This window comes from Roseateles sp. UC29_93 (assembly GCF_042695725.1).
In the GTDB taxonomy this organism is placed as follows: Bacteria; Pseudomonadota; Gammaproteobacteria; order Burkholderiales; family Burkholderiaceae_C; genus Roseateles; species Roseateles noduli_A.
Genome location: NZ_CP170545.1, coordinates 1,928,427 through 1,945,454 on the forward strand (window position 1 = coordinate 1,928,427; position 17,028 = coordinate 1,945,454).

14 protein-coding genes and 2 pseudogenes are annotated in these 17,028 nt (G+C 69.7%); 8 read left to right on the forward strand and 8 right to left on the reverse strand.

Annotated features, from left to right (window positions below; genetic code table 11):
* Nucleotides 1–4 precede the first annotated feature (4 nt).
* From ACFJIX_RS09015 to ACFJIX_RS09025, 3 genes are all read right to left on the reverse strand, one after another.
* Nucleotides 5–1,708, reverse strand: coding sequence for an Hsp70 family protein (locus ACFJIX_RS09015; protein WP_377159255.1), 1,704 nt, complete (start codon nt 1,706–1,708; stop codon nt 5–7).
* A 156-nt stretch (nt 1,709–1,864) separates the two neighbouring features.
* Nucleotides 1,865–2,794 carry an SDR family NAD(P)-dependent oxidoreductase gene (locus ACFJIX_RS09020; protein ID WP_377159257.1) on the reverse strand — a complete coding sequence of 310 codons (930 nt, stop codon included), beginning with the start codon at nt 2,792–2,794 and terminating at the stop codon, nt 1,865–1,867.
* A 17-nt stretch (nt 2,795–2,811) separates the two neighbouring features.
* Complete coding sequence (locus ACFJIX_RS09025) at nt 2,812–3,582, reverse strand: SDR family oxidoreductase (RefSeq protein WP_377159259.1); 771 nt, start codon at nt 3,580–3,582, stop codon at nt 2,812–2,814.
* A gap of 168 nt (nt 3,583–3,750) precedes the next feature.
* Between ACFJIX_RS09025 and ACFJIX_RS09030 the strand changes: the two genes are divergently transcribed.
* Nucleotides 3,751–4,668 (forward strand): LysR family transcriptional regulator, encoded by a 918-nt coding sequence (locus ACFJIX_RS09030; RefSeq protein ID WP_377159261.1) that lies wholly within the window; start codon nt 3,751–3,753, stop codon nt 4,666–4,668.
* 86 nt (nt 4,669–4,754) lie between these two features.
* Here the strand turns inward: ACFJIX_RS09030 and ACFJIX_RS09035 are convergent, their stop codons facing one another.
* On the reverse strand, nt 4,755–5,654 hold the full coding sequence (locus ACFJIX_RS09035; RefSeq protein WP_377159263.1) for an MBL fold metallo-hydrolase: 900 nt from the start codon (nt 5,652–5,654) through the stop codon (nt 4,755–4,757).
* Between the two features lie 97 nt (nt 5,655–5,751).
* Between ACFJIX_RS09035 and ACFJIX_RS09040 the strand changes: the two genes are divergently transcribed.
* Nucleotides 5,752–6,708 carry a LysR family transcriptional regulator gene (locus ACFJIX_RS09040; RefSeq protein WP_377159265.1) on the forward strand — a complete coding sequence of 319 codons (957 nt, stop codon included), beginning with the start codon at nt 5,752–5,754 and terminating at the stop codon, nt 6,706–6,708.
* On the opposite strand, the gene ACFJIX_RS09045 is transcribed toward ACFJIX_RS09040, so the two are convergent.
* Together ACFJIX_RS09045 and ACFJIX_RS09050 are read right to left on the reverse strand one after the other, a co-directional pair.
* Entirely contained in the window at nt 6,689–7,591 is a 903-nt protein-coding gene (locus ACFJIX_RS09045) for a molybdate ABC transporter substrate-binding protein (RefSeq protein ID WP_377159267.1), read from the reverse strand. The genes ACFJIX_RS09040 and ACFJIX_RS09045 overlap by 20 nt on opposite strands.
* A gap of 27 nt (nt 7,592–7,618) precedes the next feature.
* Nucleotides 7,619–8,572, reverse strand: coding sequence for a LysR substrate-binding domain-containing protein (locus ACFJIX_RS09050; protein ID WP_377159269.1), 954 nt, complete (start codon nt 8,570–8,572; stop codon nt 7,619–7,621).
* Between the two features lie 125 nt (nt 8,573–8,697).
* Between ACFJIX_RS09050 and ACFJIX_RS09055 the strand changes: the two are divergent.
* From ACFJIX_RS09055 to ACFJIX_RS09070, 4 genes and pseudogenes are all read left to right on the forward strand, one after another.
* A pseudogene (locus tag ACFJIX_RS09055) lies at nt 8,698–9,973 on the forward strand (MFS transporter).
* A gap of 152 nt (nt 9,974–10,125) precedes the next feature.
* Nucleotides 10,126–10,527, forward strand: a complete 402-nt coding sequence (locus tag ACFJIX_RS09060) for a GntR family transcriptional regulator (protein WP_377159271.1) — start codon at nt 10,126–10,128, stop codon at nt 10,525–10,527.
* The gene (locus ACFJIX_RS09065; RefSeq protein WP_377159273.1) at nt 10,524–11,459 is read left to right on the forward strand and encodes an ABC transporter ATP-binding protein; all 936 of its coding nucleotides are present in this window, start codon (nt 10,524–10,526) and stop codon (nt 11,457–11,459) included. The genes ACFJIX_RS09060 and ACFJIX_RS09065 overlap by 4 nt, the downstream gene beginning before the upstream one ends.
* A gap of 24 nt (nt 11,460–11,483) precedes the next feature.
* Entirely contained in the window at nt 11,484–13,031 is a 1,548-nt protein-coding gene (locus ACFJIX_RS09070) for a hypothetical protein (protein ID WP_377159275.1), read from the forward strand.
* Here the strand turns inward: ACFJIX_RS09070 and ACFJIX_RS09075 are convergent.
* Nucleotides 13,010–13,537 carry a flavin reductase family protein gene (locus ACFJIX_RS09075; RefSeq protein ID WP_331614856.1) on the reverse strand — a complete coding sequence of 176 codons (528 nt, stop codon included), beginning with the start codon at nt 13,535–13,537 and terminating at the stop codon, nt 13,010–13,012. The genes ACFJIX_RS09070 and ACFJIX_RS09075 overlap by 22 nt on opposite strands.
* Nucleotides 13,538–13,731: 194 nt before the next feature.
* Here ACFJIX_RS09075 and ACFJIX_RS09080 point away from each other — a divergent pair.
* Both ACFJIX_RS09080 and ACFJIX_RS09085 read left to right on the forward strand, forming a co-directional pair.
* Nucleotides 13,732–14,535 (forward strand): annotated as a pseudogene (locus ACFJIX_RS09080) (M48 family metallopeptidase).
* Between the two features lie 172 nt (nt 14,536–14,707).
* A complete protein-coding gene (locus ACFJIX_RS09085; RefSeq protein WP_377159278.1) occupies nt 14,708–16,312 on the forward strand; it encodes an ATP-binding protein in 1,605 nt (534 codons plus the stop codon).
* 46 nt (nt 16,313–16,358) lie between these two features.
* Here the strand turns inward: ACFJIX_RS09085 and ACFJIX_RS09090 are convergent, their stop codons facing one another.
* Nucleotides 16,359–17,006 carry an MBL fold metallo-hydrolase gene (locus ACFJIX_RS09090; protein WP_377159280.1) on the reverse strand — a complete coding sequence of 216 codons (648 nt, stop codon included), beginning with the start codon at nt 17,004–17,006 and terminating at the stop codon, nt 16,359–16,361.
* Nucleotides 17,007–17,028 lie beyond the last annotated feature (22 nt).

Below are 17,028 nucleotides of genomic sequence, written 5' to 3' on the forward strand. Positions count from 1 at the left end.
TCCGTCAGAAGCGGAAACCGCCGTCGATGCTGTCCAGCGCCTCGCGCATCTGCTGGCGGGCGTGGCGGATGGCGCGCGGATCCTGCGTGTCCAGCGCCTGCTCGAACTCGCCCAGCCACGACTGGATCGCGCTGCGCTGCTCGCCGAGCCGGTCCTCGTAGAGCCGCTTCGCGCGCTCGACCAGATAGCGGTTCTCTTCCTCGTCGCGCGGATGCCGCTTGAGCGCGCGCAGCTGCTTGAGCGCCTCGGTCATCTGCGCCTCGCTCATCTCGGTCGCGGTGTTGCGGATCAGCGTGCTGGCGGTGTGGCCGCCCAGCACGTCGCGCACGTCCGCCTCCAGCAACCCGTTGGCGTCGTAGGTGAAGCGCACTTCGATCGAGGCCTCGCCGGCCGGCGCCGGCGTCAGCGCGATCTCCAGCTTGCCCAGGTGCAGGTTCTCGCTGCCGATCGGGGACTCGCCCTGGCGGATGTCCAGCTCCACGGACTTCTGCTGGTCGCTCACGCTGAAGTAGCGCTGCATCCGCGACACCGGCACCGGCGTGTTGCGCTCGATGATGGGACTGAAGCGGTCGTCCACCCGCTGCTGGCCGACGCGCTGCGACGTGATCACGCCCAGCGAGAACGGCATCACGTCCGTCAGCACGACCTCGTCCAGCGCCGCGTCGCGGGCCTTCAGGCCGGCCTGCACGGCCGCGCCCTGCGCGATCGCCTGATCGGGATCGATGGTCCGCAGCGGCAGGCGCTGGAACAGCCGCGTGATCATCTGGCGGATCATCGGCATGCGCGTCGCGCCGCCGACCAGCACCACCTCGTTCAAGGCGCCCGGCGAGAGCTGCGCATCCTGCAGCGCGCGCTCGATCGGACGGCGCAGGCGTTGCAGCAGCTCGGCGGTGGCGGACTCGAAGTCGGCGCGGGTGATCTCCAGCTCGGCGCGGCGCCCGTCCAGCATCAGGCCCATGACGGCGCTCTCGCGCTCGCTGAGGTCGCGCTTGGCCTGCTCCGCAGCGCGCCACCACAGCGCGGGATCCTTCTGCAGCCGCTCGCGCTCGGCCAGCGACAGCGCGCCGCAGCGTTCGATGAACAGCTTGCCCATGGCATGCGCGAAGTCCTCGCCGCCCAGGCGCGTGTCGCCGGCGCTGGCGCGCACCTCGACGACGCCGTCGAAGTACTCCAGCACCGACACGTCGAAGGTGCCGCCGCCCAGGTCGAAGGCCAGGAAGGTGCTGTTGTCCGGCCGGTCCTGCAGGCCGTAGGCCAGGCCGGCGGCGGTCGGCTCGTTGAGCAGCCGCTCGACCTTGAGTCCGGCGAGCTCGCCCGCGGCGCGCGTGGCGCGGCGCTGGGCCTCGTTGAAGTAGGCGGGGACGGTGATGACGGCCTCGGTGACCGGCTCGCCGAGGAAGGCCTCGGCATCGGCCTTCAGCGACTGCAGCACCAGCGCGGACAGCTCTTCCGCGCGCAGGTTCCGATCGCCGAGCCGCACCGTGCGGTCGGTGCCCATCAGCCGCTTGAAGGCCTGCGCGGTGCGGGCCGGATCGGTGGCGGCGCGTTCGCGGGCGGCCAGGCCCGTGATGAGCTTGCCCGCGTCGTCGATCGCGACCGCCGAGGGAGTCGCGAAGTCGCCCAGGGCGTTGGGGATCAGCTGGGGACGGCCGTCGCGGAAGACCGCGATGAGGCTGTTGGTCGTGCCGAGGTCGATGCCGACGATCATGGAATTCGGAGGGGTCGGGTGTTGCGCGGCGGAGGGCCGCAGGCGCGCCTGAGCGCGAGGCGGCGGCAGGATATCAGCGCCCCGCCGCCGCGGGCCCCTCGTCCACCCGGAGGCCCCCCCACGGGGGAGGCCTTCCGTGGCGAATCCGGCGACCTGTCACACCGCGGTGGCGCCGGCGTTGCGCACCGTCAACAGGTCGCCGAGCTGGACACGGCGCAGGAACTCCGACCGGATGCGGTCGGCGACCGCGCTGACGACGTTGCTGCCGTCCTCCGACGGGTCGATGTGGACGCGGAACGGCCGCTTGCCGAAGGGCGTGCCGACGACGTCCACGACGGCGCGGGCCACCTCGGTCGGATCCGCGTCCGCCGGCTCGGCGGCGGCGAGCTTGGTCATGATCTCCTGGGCCAGGCCTTGCGTCGGACCGCTGTCATAGGCCGCGACGCGCTCGACGTCATCCGGCGAGCCCGAGTGCACGAAGTGGTTGGTGCCCTTGGTGAAGGCGCCTGGAACGACGATCGCGGTCTCGATGCCCCAGCGCGCCAGTTCGCCCGCATAGCTGACGGCGACCGCGTCCATCGCCGCCTTGGCCGCGAAGTAGGGCGCGAGGTACGGTGGCGTCCCGCCGCGCGTGCTGCTGCTGCCGATCCACAGCAGCAGGCCGCGACCCTGGCGGCGCAGCTGCGGCAGCGCCGCGCGGTTGACGCGCTGCGCGCCGATCACGTTGACGTCGTAGAGCTGCGCGTACTGCTCCGGCAGGAAGGCCTCCGCCGGGCCGAAGGCCATGTGGCCGGCGTTGTGCATGACGACGTCGAGCCGGCCCTGCTCGGCCACGATGCGCGCGATGGCGGCGTCTGCGGACTCCTGCGACTGGACGTCGAGCTCCAGCGCATGGAGCTTCACGCCGTGCTCGCGGGCATAGGCGTCGACGGCCGCGACCTGCGGCGCGTTGCGGCCCTGCGTGGCGCGCATGCTGGCGTAGACGATGTGGCCGGCATCGGCCAGCGCGCGGGCGCTCATGGCGCCGAAGCCGCTCGAGGCGCCGGTGACGATGATGACCTGGGAAGAAGAGGTTGAAGTGCTCATGACAGTGCTCCCATTTCTCAGGCGAAGCCGCCGTTGGCGCGCAGGACCTGGCTATTGATCCATCCGCCGTCCGGGCCGACGAGGAAGGACACGGCGTTGGCGATGTCCTCGGGCGTGCCGAGGCGTTCCAGCGGAGCGACCTTGGCGACGCTGTCGATCTGCTCCTGCGACTTGCCCTTGAAGAACAGCTCGGTGCCGACCGGCCCCGGAGCGACCGCGTTGACGGTGATCGAGCGGCCGCGCAGCTCGTTGGCCAGCACGTGCACCAGGCCTTCGACGCCGGCCTTGGACGCGATGTACGGGCCGTAGTTGGGGAAGGACTTGGCGATCACGCTGGTCGACAGCACCACGATGCGGCCGCCGGCGGCGACCTTCTCCGCGGCGTGCGCCAGCACCAGGAAGGCGCCGCGCAGGTTGGTGTCGATGACCTGGTCGAAGGTCTCCAGGCTGGACGGCTTGATCGCGGCCATCGGCATCACGCCGGCGCTGTGCACGACGGCGTCGAGGCGGCCGTAGCGACGCAGCGTCTCCTCGAACAGCGCGGCCACCTGACCGGCGTCGGACACATCAGCCTGCACGGCGGTGGCACGACCACCGGCGGCCTCGATGGCGGCGACGGTCTCCTGGGCTGCCGCGGCGTTGCCGGCGTAGTTGACGACGACCGAGTAGCCGTCGGCGGCCAGCCGCCTGGCGATGGCCTGGCCGATGCCGCGCGAGGCGCCGGTGACCAGGGCGGTGCGCAGGCCGCGGTCGGTGGAGATCGAGGTCGGGATGGAAGTGGCGGTCATGGTTCGCTCCAAGGGGTGAGGGAAGCGCCTGAGAGGGGGAGGCGGGAGGGGGAAGGGCTTCCGGGTTGCGATGGAACGAATTCTGGTTGTTGATCTGATCCGGAAAAAGGCGTGACAATTGACTTGTCAGTTCAACCTGACTCAACAAACGCCTGCGAGGATGCTGGCATGGACCGATTCGAGACCCTTCAGCTGTTCACCCGGATCGTGGAGCTGCGCAGCTTCACGCAGGCCGCCGCCCACCTGGACATCCCCCGGGCGACGGCCACGCACGCCATCAAGGCGTTGGAGGCCCGTTTGGGCACGCGACTGCTGGACCGCACCACGCGGGACGTGCGGCCGACGCTCGACGGCCAGGCGTATTACGAGCGCTGCGTGCTCGTGCTCAACGAACTCGACGACGCGGAAGCCTCGTTGAAGCAGGTGGCGGCGAACCCGCGCGGCGTGCTGCGCGTGGACATGCACGGGGTGCATGCGTCGCACATCGTGTTGCCGCGCATCGACGAGTTCCGCGCGCGCTTCCCGCAGATCGAGCTGGTGGTCAGCGGCGGCGACCGGCTGGTGGACCTCGTGCGCGAGGGCGTCGACTGCGTGCTGCGCGCGGGCACGCCGCGCGACTCGACGCTGATCGCGCGCAAGCTGGCCTCGATGCCGCAGGTCGTGTGCGCGAGTCCCGACTACCTCGCCCGCGTCGGCACGCCGCGGCATCCCGAAGATCTGCCGTGGCACCAGACGGTGCGCTTCTTCGCCAGCGGCGGCGGCGCGGACTATCCGCTCGAACTCACGGTGGATGGACAGTTGCGGCGCTATCCGCTGCCGGGATGGATCTCGGTCAACGACGCGCAGAACTACGTCGCCTCCGCGCTGCGCGGCTGCGGACTGATCCAGGTGCCGCGCTTCCACATCGAGCAGGAGCTGGCCGACGGGCGACTCGTCGAAGTGCTGTCGGACTGGGAGAGTCCGGCGATGACGTTGTCAGCGCTCTATCCGCAGCATCGGCAGCTGTCGCCGCGCGTGCGGGTGTTCGTCGACTGGCTGGCGCAGCTCTACGCGGAGAAGTTTCCGGTGCCGTCGGCTGCGGCCTGACCGAGCGCCCACGGCGTCCTCTGCCTCCGTAATCGCAAGGGCCAGGTTGCCCAGGCCGATGCGCGACGTCCCGGAGCGCCGCGGCCTCACCCCCACTTCATCTCGCCCTTGGCCACCTTGGCGCCGATCTGCAGCGCGACGCCCATGCCCGCATTCGGATAGCGCCGGGTCATGGCGGCGATCAGTGCGGCGCTGTCGGCGGCCTTGGCCAGCTCTTCCTCGAACGCCACGAGATAGTCGCGCGTGTATCGGATCGCCGAGATGTCTGTCGCCGCGCCGGGTGCCAGGTGGCCGGGGACCACCACGGCCGGCTTGCGCGCGGCCATGGCATCGAGCGTCCTGATCCACGCCGCACGCGCCTGCGCACCCTGCGTGTCGGCCGTCCAGACGTGAACGCCGGAGAACACCAGCACCCCGCCGACAACGGCGTTGAGCGAGGGCACCCAGAGGTAGCGCCGGTTCTCGAGACCCTCGGCATCCACGATCTCCAGCGGCTGGCCCTCCACCGTGAGGGTCCGGCCGTCGAAGGGCTCGGGCATGACGACGTCCGCCAGGACCTGCGGACCGTTTTCCTTGAGCTGCGGCCCCCAGGTCGCCAGCTTCTTGGCCACATTGCCCTGGATGGCCGCGATCGTCGCCGGCGCGGCGATCACCTTGGCGGCGGGAAACGCCGCCTGGATGGGCGCGAGGCTGAAGTAGTAGTCGGGGTCGCTCTGGCTGATGTAGACGGTCGTGAGCGTCTTGCCGCTGGCCTTGATGGCCTCCGCCAGCGCCCTGCCGTCGGGGAGCGTGAAGCCGCCGTCGATCAGGATGGCGTCGTTGGCGCCGGAGATCAGCACGGGAGCACGGAAGAAGCCGTTCTCGCCGGCAGGGAAGTGCTTCCAGGTCAGTCGTGTCGTTGCAGCCAAGGCGTTCTTCACGCCCAGCATTGCCGTCGCGACACCGGCGGCGCCTGCCGTCTTGATCACATCTCTGCGCGTCGTCATGGGGGTCGTGCCTTCTTCAAAAAGTGGAGGGGGGGTCTGGACCCCATCGTAGGCACCGAGAATTGATCATCAAATACACACGTGATAAACACAATGTATGTTCAAGGCAAACAATCTGGCTGAGAACCGCGCGGGAAGCCACGGCAACCTGAGGCGGCTGACCTACTTCGTGGCCGTGGTGGAAACCGGCTCGTTCACGGCGGCGGCAGAGCGCCTGGGCATCACCAAGGCCGTGGTCAGCCAGCAGGTGGCGCGGTTGGAAAGCGAGTTCCGGACCTCACTGCTGGTGCGGACCACGCGCCGGGTGCAGCCGACCGAAACCGGGCGCGCTTTCTACCTGCGTTGCGCCATGATCCTGCGCGAAGCCGAGGAGGCCTTCGACGAACTGGCCGAGGGGTCGACCGAGCCGTCGGGCGTCCTGCGCTTGACGGCGCCGTTCGACTACGGCGTCGGGATCGTCGTACCGGTCATCGCCGCCTTCATGCAGCGGTACCCCGCCTGCAAGGTCGACGCCATCCTGAGCGACCAGACGCTCAACATCATGGACGGCAACATTGAACTGGCGATCCGTGTCGGCTGGCTGGCGGAAACCGGGCTGCAGGCGCGCAAGATCGGCTCGTTCAGACAAGTGCTTGTCGCCGCCCCGGCGATGGCGCCGCAGCTCGCGCCGCTCACCGGACCGGAAGACATCGCCCGGCTTCCTTTCGTCGCCAACACCGCGTTGCGCGACCACCTCCACTGGGACTTCTCCCTCGGCGAGACCGAACGCCGGGACGTGACCGTGCAAGCGTCCGTCCGTCTCGATGCGACGCTGGCCGTGCGCGAGGCCGTGCGCCATGGCATGGGACTCTCCGTCCTTCCGGATTTCGCCGTCGAAGAAGACCTGGCCGCAGGACGTCTCATCGAGGTCCTGCCGCAATGGCGCCTGCCTTCCGGCGGCATTCACGCGGTGTTTCCGTCGGCGCGCTTCCGCCCCGTGAAGGTGAGAGCCTTCGTTGATCTGTTGGCGGACAGCGAGCAGCGGCGACGGGCCCTCAACGGGTCACAGGCATAGGCGCGATGGTCGATGCCGGATGCAGCCCACTGCGCTTCAGGGCGTCCGCATTCGCTGTCGCGGCCAGATAGCGGATGAATGCCTGTGCTGGCCCGTGATTCCGACTGGAGCTCACCACGCCGGCCGCATAGGGCGTGACCTTCTGAATCTCCTCCGGCAGCTCGCCGACGATGCGGATGCCCTTCACGGCCTGGAGTTCGCTGCGCTGCTGGCATCCGAAGGCTGCCTGGCGTGAGGCCACGATCTCGCCCACAGGCGTCGCCGGGATCTGGCGGCCCTTCGCCTTCACCTCTTCCTCGATGCCGAGCCGCTTCAGCAGCACGTGCTGGATGTACTCACCGCTCGCGCTGTCCGACCAGGCGATGGAGGCGGCGCCCAGGAACGCTGCCTTGACCTTCTCGACCGTGTCCAGCTCAGGCGCCGGCTCCCCGGCCGGCACGGCGCAGGCGATGTACGAATCGGCGAGGACGACCTTCGTCGCCCCGTCGACCAATCCTTGTGCGATCAGCTTGTCCAAGGCCGGGCCCACCATGATCACGACGTCCAGCGGTTCGCCGCGGGCGAGCCGCGCCGGAATCGCCTGCTTCGTCTCTCCCATGGAAGGCCCGAACTGCCGATCGACGATCGCGCCGGGCACGTCCTTCTCATAGCGGACGGAAAGTTCCTTGAACGCCTCGGCGAAGCCGCCCGAGGACACCGCGACGATGCGGTCGGCGGCTTGCGCCAGCGGCGCGGCGGAGAGTGCCGCCATCAGGACGGCAGGGAGAACGAGACGGCGGCGGCTGGACGAGGTCGGGCGTTGCATGGGGAGGTCCGGAATCAAGATGCCTGGATCTTGAGGACCCCCTGCCGATGCGTCCAGTGCAACGTTCAGCACATTCATTGCGCGGCATGCATCACGCCTACCGCGTCAAGCCGCTGAAGCGCCCTTTCGGCGGTCCTTCGGCGTCGCGTTCTGCGCCACGCCCGCCTTCTTCAGCGCCTGCACGAGCAGCTTCGCCAGCACCTCGGCCTGGGTCGAGAGCCGATGCCCCTTGCGCGTGATCAGGCCCAGCGTCCGGCTCACCAGCGGCCGCGTCAGCGGCACGCCCACCAGGTCCTTCGACGAGGTCCCGGTCAGCGCGAGCCGGGGAATCGCGCTGACGCCCAGCCCCGCCCGCACGAGCGCCAGCGCCCCTTCCACGTGATTCACCTCGACATGCGTCGTCGGCCGAGCCTTGGCCTGCGCCACCGCGTTGTCCAGCAGCATCCGGTTGCCGCTGTCCGCCGCCAGCGAGATGAAGCGCTCGCCGACGAACTCCTCCCACCCGACCGACCGCAGCGTCGCCAGCCTGTGCCGCGCTGGCACCGCCAGCACGTAGCGCTCCTTCACGATGGCGGCGAAGTCGATCGACGGCTCCTGCGCGCCGAGGAAGTTGACGCCGAAGTCGGCCTGCTTCTCCACCACGGCCTTGAGCACCTGCGGCGCGCTGTGGTCCAGCATCTTGATCCGCGTGTCTGGCTGCAGCTTCGCGAATTGCGCCAGCACTTCCGGCAGCAGGTGATTCGCCACCGACGGGATGCAGGCCACGGTCACCAGCCCCGCCCGGCGCTCCGCCCGGTCGCCCACGTCGGAGATCGCGTTCTGCAGCGCGGCCAGCGCCTCGCCCGCATGGGTCAGGAACTGCTCCCCGTCCTCGGTCAGGCTCACCCGCCGCGTCGTGCGGTCGAAGAGCCGCACGCCCAGCGCCTCCTCGATGCGGTCGATGCGCCGACTCAGCGCCGACGGCGAGATGAACAGCGCCTCCGACGCTGCCCGGAAGTTCATCCGCTCCGCCACCGCGACGAAGGCCGCGAGCTCACCCAGGTCGAAATTGATTCTCATGGCGCATCAATCGTTCCGTTCTTTGCACTTCCCGCAACTTTGAAGGAAAAGCATGATGCCCCACAAGAGAAAAACCGATTCCGGAGACTGCCATGACCTCTCTGACCGCGTCGGCGACGACTGCGATGCCGCCCAGGATGCCCCGTCGCGCTGCCCTCGGCGCGGTGCTCCGCGTGACCAGCGGCAACTTCCTGGAGATGTTCGACTTCTTCCTGTACGGCTTCTACGCGACCTACATCGCGCAGACCTTCTTCCCCAGCGACAGCGAATACCTCTCGCTGATGCTCACCTTCGTGACCTTCGGCGCGGGCTTCCTGATGCGGCCGCTGGGCGCGATCATCCTCGGCGCCTACATCGACAAGATCGGCCGCCGCAAAGGCCTGATCCTGACGCTGGCCATCATGGCCTGCGGCACGGTGTTGATCGCCTTCACGCCGGCCTACGCGACCATCGGCGTGCTGGCGCCGGTCCTCGTGCTGACCGGCCGCCTGCTGCAGGGCTTCTCCGCCGGGGTGGAACTGGGCGGCGTGTCGGTCTATCTCGCGGAGATGGCCACGCCAGGCCGCAAGGGCTTCTACGTCAGCTGGCAGTCCGCCAGCCAGCAGGCCGCCATCATGGTCGCCGCCGCGCTGGGCTACGGCATCAGCCAGTGGTTCTCCACCGCGCAGATCAGCGAGTGGGCCTGGCGCATCCCCTTCCTGATCGGCTCGCTGATCCTGCCCTTCGTGTTCCAGATCCGACGATCGCTCGCGGGAGACGGAAGCCTTCCTCGCCCGCAAACACCACCCGTCGATCGGGGAGATCGTCGCCTCCATGCTGCGCAACTGGGCCCTGGTGGGCGCCGGGATGATGCTGGTCGTCATGACGACGGTGTCCTTCTACCTGATCACCGTGTACACGCCGACCTTCGGCAAGTCCGTCCTGCACCTGTCCGCCACCAGCGCCTTGCTGGTGACCTTCTGCGTCGGCCTGTCCAACTTCGTGTGGCTGCCGGTGATGGGCGCGGTGTCCGATCGCATCGGCCGCTGGCCGCTGCTCGTCGTCTTCAGCCTGCTCACGCTGCTGACCGCCTACCCGGCGATGTCCTGGCTGGTCCAGGCGCCCAGCTTCGAGCGCATGCTCGCGGTCGAGCTCTGGCTGTCCTTCCTCTACGCCAGCTACAACGCCGCCACCATCGTCGCGCTCACGGAGATCATGCCGGTGGAAGTGCGGACGACGGGGTTCTCGCTGGCCTACAGCCTGGCCACCGCCATCTTCGGCGGCTTCACGCCGCTGGTCTCGACCTGGCTGATCCAGACCACCGGCAACAAGGCCGCGCCCGGTCTCTGGATGAGCGGCGCCGCGGCCGTCGGCCTGGCCGCCACCGCGCTGCTCTATCGCGGGATCGTCAAGGCGCGATGAACGCACGGCCATCCACTTGACGTCTCCCGGAAGAAGTCCGGTCCCCGAGTGAAGTCCTCCGCCGCCTGCGGGATTGACACATCGTCCTGTTGTGTATTACTGTACTGATACACGCTGACGATGCCGTCGGCGCCGCCAATCGCCACTTGCCGATGGACGCCGACCTCCTCTTCAGCATCAACCCGGGCTCCCCCGAGCCGATCTACCGCCAACTGGTGGAGCAGCTGCGCCGCCGCGTGGCCAGCGGGCAGCTGGTGGCGGGGCAGGAGATCCCGTCCGTGCGCGAGCTGGCGCAGGCGCTGGCGGTGAATCCGATGACGGTCTCCAAGGCCTTCGGGCTGATGGAGGCCGAGGGGCTGGTGGAGCGTCGCCGCGGCTTGCCGATGGTGGTGGCGGCGCAGCATCAGAAGGCGATGAAGACGCGCGGCCGCGTGGAGCTGCTGCGCCCCACGCTGGAGAAGGCCGCGGCGGAGGCGCGCCAGCTGGAGCTGCCGGCGGATCAGGTGCTGGCGCTGTTCAAGGCGCTGCTCGAGGACCAGGGAGAGACGCGATGACTCACACGCTGAAGCAGACACTGCACGAGACGCTCGATCACTCGATGACGATCAGCCCGGCGCAGAGCCGGGCGCTGGCCGATGACGCCCTCGCCGCGCCGCCGGTGAGCGCGAGCGGCCTGAGGGTCGACTTCAAGGGCCAGCCGGGCGTGCTGGCGGGCCTCGACTGGACGCTGGCGCCGGGGCAGGTGGTCGGGCTGCTGGGCCGCAACGGCGCCGGCAAGACCACGCTGCTGGAGACGCTGCTGGGCCTGCGCCAGCCGCAGGCCGGCGAGGTGCGTCTCTTCGGCCAGCCGGCGCTGACCCCGGACGACGCGCTGCGCGCGCGGCTGGGCTACGTGCCGCAGCAGGCGGCGCTGTTCGAGGACTTCTTGGCCGGCGACCTGCTGCGCTACTTCCGCAGCTTCTACACGCGCTGGAACGACGCAAAGGTCGACGGCCTGATGTCGCGTTGGGAGATCCCGCGAGATCGCCGTGTCGGTCAGCTGTCGCAAGGGCAGCAGCAGCGGCTGTCGATCATCCGCGCGCTGGCGCACGAGCCCGACCTGCTGGTGCTCGATGAACCGGTCGCCAGCCTCGACGCCGCCGGACGGCGCGACTTCCTGCGTGAGCTCGTCGATCAGGTGCTGGACCGCGGCACGACGGTGCTGTTCTCGACGCACATCCTGTCGGACCTGGAGCGCGTGGCCTTCAACGTGGCGTTCCTCAGCCGCGGCCGCATCGCGCTGCAGGCGCCGCAGGATGCGCTCGCGGACGAGGTCCGGCTGCTGGCCGGGCCGCTGGGCCGGCTGCAGGCGGCGGTCGACGCGCATGGGGGTCAGGTGCTGAGCCGGCGCGACCTTGGCGAGCAGCCGCGCTGGCTGGTGCGTTTCCCCGAGGGGGAAGCTCCCGCAAGGCGATGCCGCGCTGCGCTGCGAGGCGCTCAGCCTTGAGGACCTCTTCCTGGAGCTGACGCAATGAACGCGGCGCTCCCGCTGCCCGGCGTCGGCGGACACGTCGCGGTGCTGCGCGCGACGACGCGGCCCTTGCGCCGGCTGTGGTGGCTGCTGCTGCCGGTGGCCGGGATCACGGGCCTGACTTCGATGAAGTCCGCGTCCGCAGCGGGCGTCGCGTTCTGCATCATGGTCGCGATCGGACTGCAGTTCGTGTGGTGGCTGTGCGCAGGTGCCTTGAGCATGCAGAACCACCCGATCACCGCGCGTCTCGTCCCCGGCCACCTGCGCCTGTTGCGCGAGGTCGGGGTCGCGCTGTTCCTGTTGATCGCCACGGCGACCGGGTTGCTGCTGCATGCCGTGTTCGGCCACTTCCTGCTGTTCACGATGCTGGCGGGGGCTGTGCTCGTCAGCTTCTCGGTCGCGCTGCGCTGGCCGATCGCCTGGTTCGTGATCTGGGTCTTTCCGTGGATCCCGAGCGCGCTGCTCAAGGACACCGTTGTCTGGCGCGAGACCGCGGCGGTGCTGCGCGGCTGGCACGAGCAGCAGCCCGTGACGCAGGCCGCGCTGGCGATGATCGCGCTGAGCGTGATCCTCTGGCACCTGTTCCAGGACGGCGGCCCCGGGCACTTGCGCTCCTGGCAATCGGCCAGGGTGTTCAGTGACCTGATGTCGATGAAGGCGACCTGCGCGACGCGCGCCGCGCGGCCGCCTGCCCACCCGTTCGTGCGACTCCTCGGCAAGCCATTCACCTGGGGCCTGCCGACCTGGACCCGCCACCTGATCCGCACCGCCACGCCGACGACCGACAGCGTGGCGGCGCGTGCCGAGATCGCCGCCATGCGGAACCTGCACTGGTCGGCGACCGTGGGCGTGGCCGCCGTCATCTTCCTGGCGCTGCTGCTTGCGGAACTCGCGGTGCTGTACTGGCTGCCCGCACCGCGCGCGGCGACGGTGCTGCACAACGCGCTGCCGGGCGCCTCGTTCGGCGTGATGTGCGCGTTGTTCGGGCCGACGCTCAGCCTCTCCGCGATGCTGCGACGGACCCGGATGGAGCAGTCCTTGCTGACCCTCGTGCCGGGCATGCCGCGCGGCGAGGCGATGAACCGCGTGTTCGCGCGCCGCATGCTGACCCAGTTCCTGCTGGTGCTGGGCTTCGGGGGCGGCGGTGTTGATGCTGATGGTGGCGCTCGTGCCCGGCGACTGGCCGCGCGACCAGCCGCTGATGGGCCTGCATTTCGCCGCCATCGCGCTGCCCGCGGGGCTGCTGTTGTGGCAGGACTGGTCGCGCAAGCGTCAACCGGGAGCGACGCAGGCCGTGCTGCTCATGCTCGGAGGGATGCTGGTGGCCGGACTGAGCATCGGCGCGAACCGGTTCTTCGAGATCATGCCCTGGCATGTCGTGGCGATCACGGCACCACTGACCGTCGTGCTGGCCGCGTGGCGGTGGCGCGCGGTTCGGCGCATGGCGCCGTTCTGGCCGGTCGGGCGGCACGCAGGCGATTGAGCGGTCGAAACCGCCGCTCAGGTCGTCCGTTCAGGTTGTCTGCTCAGATCGGCAGCTCGGTGTAGTACCGCCCGCCGTGGAAGATCAGCGGCTGCGCCTGTTCGGCGCGGGTGCAGGCCTCCACCTCGCCGACGAAGATGACGTGGTCGCCTTCCTCGTACTGGCTGCGGTTGGCGCATTCGAAGACGGCGGCGCAGCCCTCCAGCACCGGCGCGCCGCCGCAGCCTTCCCGGAATCTCACGCCCGCGAAGCGGTCGATGTCGCGCGTGGCGAAGCGCTGCGCGAGTTCCTTCTGATCCGCCGCCAGGATGTTGATCGCGTAGTGCGAGCCGCGGCTGAACACCGGCATCGATCCGGCCCGGCGCGCCAGGCTCCACAGCACCAGCGGCGGGGACAGCGAGACGGAGTTGAACGAGTTGGCCGTCAGGCCGACCAGGGTGCCGTCCTCGGCGCGCGCGGTCACGATGGTGACGCCGGTGGCGAACATCCCGAGCGCCGCGCGGAACTCCTGCGGGTCGAGCGGCGAGGTGGCGCAGGTCGGAGACGGCGTGATCAGGGGCGACTGGGACATGATGACCGGGATTGTCGCCTGCCTAGAATCTCGCCATGGTTGATGCTGACTTCTCTCCCGATGCCGAGGTTCACCTGCCGTCGGCCCCCGCCTACGGCTTCGGTCGTTGCGATTGCCGCCGCTGCGGCGCCGACGGCGCGCCGCGCCAGCCCGCGCGGCGCCTGTTCACCGGCCTGATCGCGGCCGGCGGCGCCATGGCGCTGTCGCCCGCCTGGGCCCAGGACGGGGTCGACGTCGGCAAGCAGAGCCGCTTCACGAAACTGATCTCGGCCGAACAGGTCGAGGCCGCCGCCCAGCAGCAGTACGTGCAGATGATGCGGCAGGCGCAATCGCAGAAGGCGCTGGCGCCGCCCAACAACGCGCAGCTGATCCGCCTGCGGGCCATCGCGCAGCGGATCATCCCGTTCGCGGCGGCGTGGAACCCGCGCGCGCAGCAGTGGCGCTGGGAGGTGAACCTGATCGGCAGCAAGGAGCTCAACGCGTTCTGCATGCCGGGCGGGGAAGATCGCGTTCTACTACGGCATCCTGCAGCAGCTGCAACTGAGCGACGACGAGGTCGCGATGATCATGGGCCACGAGATGGCCCACGCGCTGCGGGAACACGCCCGCGAGCGCATGGGCAAGAACATGGCCACCAGCGGCGCGATCCAGCTGGGCGCGGCGATCTTCGGCCTGGGCGACTTCGGCCGCGGCGTGGCCAACATCGGCGGGCAGTTGCTGTCGCTGACCTTCAGCCGCGAGGACGAGAGCGAGGCCGACCTGGTCGGCATGGAGCTCGCGGCGCGCGCCGGTTACAACCCGCACGCGGGCATCACGCTGTGGGAAAAGATGGACAGGCGAGCAAGGGCGCGCCGCCGCAGTTCCTGTCCACGCACCCGTCGGGGCCGACGCGGATCCGCGACATGGAGCGCACCCTGCCTCGGGTGCAGGGCCTCTACGCCCGCGCCGCCAAGCCCGAGCAGCGCTACCAGCCGCCCGCGCCGGCGGCCAGGTCCTGACGGAGGTCGGCGGGGGACCTCGGGCAAGCACGGGGAGACACGCCCGGCCTTTCGGGGCCTGATGGCTCGAAAGGCCGATGCCATCGGGCTTCCCTACGGTTAGGTGCTGGCACAGCGATTGCCCACGCGGCCCACGGGGTCCACACTGGCACCTCGTCCAGAAGGGGTCCACATGCCGGGTCAGGAGCCGTCGTCGCACGGGTCGGGTGCATCCACCGCACCCGAGGAAGGCGCCGCGCACGTCGGGGCCGCGCTCGACTACGTCACCGACGCCGTCATCCTGCTGGAACACGACTGGACCATCGAGTTCGTCAATGTCGCCTTCGAACGCGCGAGCGGCCGGCAGCGCGAGGCGCTGATCGGCAGGAATTACTGGGCCTGTCTGGCCGGCGCGATGGGCGACCGATTCGACGTCGAGGCCCGGTCCGCGATGCAGACGCGCGCCGCGCACATCTACGAGGAATTCAACGCCCGCCTCAGCAAGTGGTTCGAGTGCCGGGCCTTCCCGTGCGAACACGGCCTGGTGGTGCTGTTCATCGACGTCACGATGCGCAAGGCCGATGAGCTGACGCGCGTGGACTTCGAGGAAAAGCTGATGCGCATCCAGCGGATGGAATCGCTGGGCACGCTCGCGGGCGGCGTGGCGCACGACTTCAACAACATCCTGGCGGCGATCCTCGGACACGCGGGGATGATGCTCGACGAGCTGCCGGCGGCGTCGCCGCTGCGCGCGCACATGCAGCAGATCAAGCGGGCCGGCGACCGGGCACGCGACATCGTGCAGCGCATCCTGGCCTACGCGCGCGGCGGCGGACATGAGTTGTCCAAGCACCGCCTGCGTCCGCTGGTCGAGGACAGCATCGGTCTGCTGCGCTCGACGCTGCCGGCGTCGGTGCGGCTGACGGTGGACCTGCACGGGGACGACTGCGTGGCGACGGTCGATCCGGCGGAGGTCCAGCAGGTGGTGCTGAACCTCTGCACGAACGCCTGGCAGGCGATGCCGGGCAGCCATGGACGGCTGCATGTCGGGCTGCGCGCGGTGCAGTTCGACGTGCCGCACGCGTTCGCGATCGGCCGCGTGGCGCCGACGCACTACGCGGAGCTCAGCGTGCGCGACGACGGGCACGGCATGGAGGAGGACGTGGCGAAGCGGCTGTTCGAGCCCTTCTTCACGACCAAGCCGCGGGGTCAGGGCACGGGGCTGGGGCTGCACATCGTGCACGGCATCGTGCATGCGCACGGCGGCGCGATCGACGTGCAGTCGCGGCCGGGGAAGGGGACCGTGTTCTCGGTCTATCTGCCGGTGGTGGGCAGCGAGGCGGCGCCGCTGGACACGGCGGCGCTGGCGCGGGTCGCTGACCCCGGCACGGGCGAGCATGTGCTCTATGTCGACGACGATCCGATCGTGCTGATGATGGTCGAGGCGCTGCTGAAGAAGGCGGGCTACGACGTCCGCACCTACGCCGAGCCGGCCGACTGCCTGGCGGACATCGAGCAGGGCCGCGTGCCGGTGCAGCTGCTGATCACCGACTTCAACATGCCGGGCATGAACGGCCTGGAACTGGCGGTGGCGGTGCGCGCGACCCTGCCGGCGGTGCCGGTGATCATCACGACGGGCTACATCGGGGACGAGCTCACCGACTCGGCCGACCGCATGGGCGGCGTGGCGGTGCTGCAGAAGGAGCGCAGCTTCGAGGAGCTCGTGGAGCTCGCCGCGTTGGCGCTGCGGGGCTTCCCGGAGTCGCGGTTCCTCGATACGGGGTTGTCGCCGCTCTGAGCGCGCCCCCGGGCCGCTGCAAACGCTGTCGGGAGACGGCGAGGCCTCAGCCCCAGCGCCCGCCGACGAAGGGGTTGGTGCGGCGTTCCTCGCCGAAGCTGCTTTCCGGCCCGTGGCCGGGCACGAAGACGGTGTCCTCGCCCATCGGCCAGAGGCGCTCGTTGATGGAGCGGATCAGCGTGTCGTGGTCGCCGCCGGGGAAGTCGGTGCGGCCGATGCTGCCGGCGAAGAGCACGTCGCCGACGAAGCAGCGCTTCGCGCTCGCGGAGTGGAAGACGACGTGGCCGGGCGTGTGCCCGGGGCAGTGGCGCACGGTCAGGGTCTCGTGGCCGATCTGGACGGTGTCGCCGTCCTCGAGCCAGCGCGTGGGCGTGAACATCTCGGCCGGCGGGAAGCCGAACATCGCGGACTGCTGAGGCAGTCCGTCGATCCAGAACTGGTCGCCCTGATGCGGTCCGATGATGGGCAGGCCGCGCAGGCGCGCGAGCTCGCCGGTGCCGCCGGCGTGGTCGATGTGGGCGTGGGTCAGCCAGATCGCCTTCAGCGTCAGGCCCAGGCGCTCGACTTCGGCAAGCAGGCGCGGGATCTCGCCGCCCGGATCGACGATCGCGGCTTCCTGCGTGACGTCGCACCAGACGATCGAGCAGTTCTGGCGGAAGGGGGTGACGGGGACGGTCTGGTCGCGGAGGGGCATGGGGGGCGGAGGTTCTGCTGGG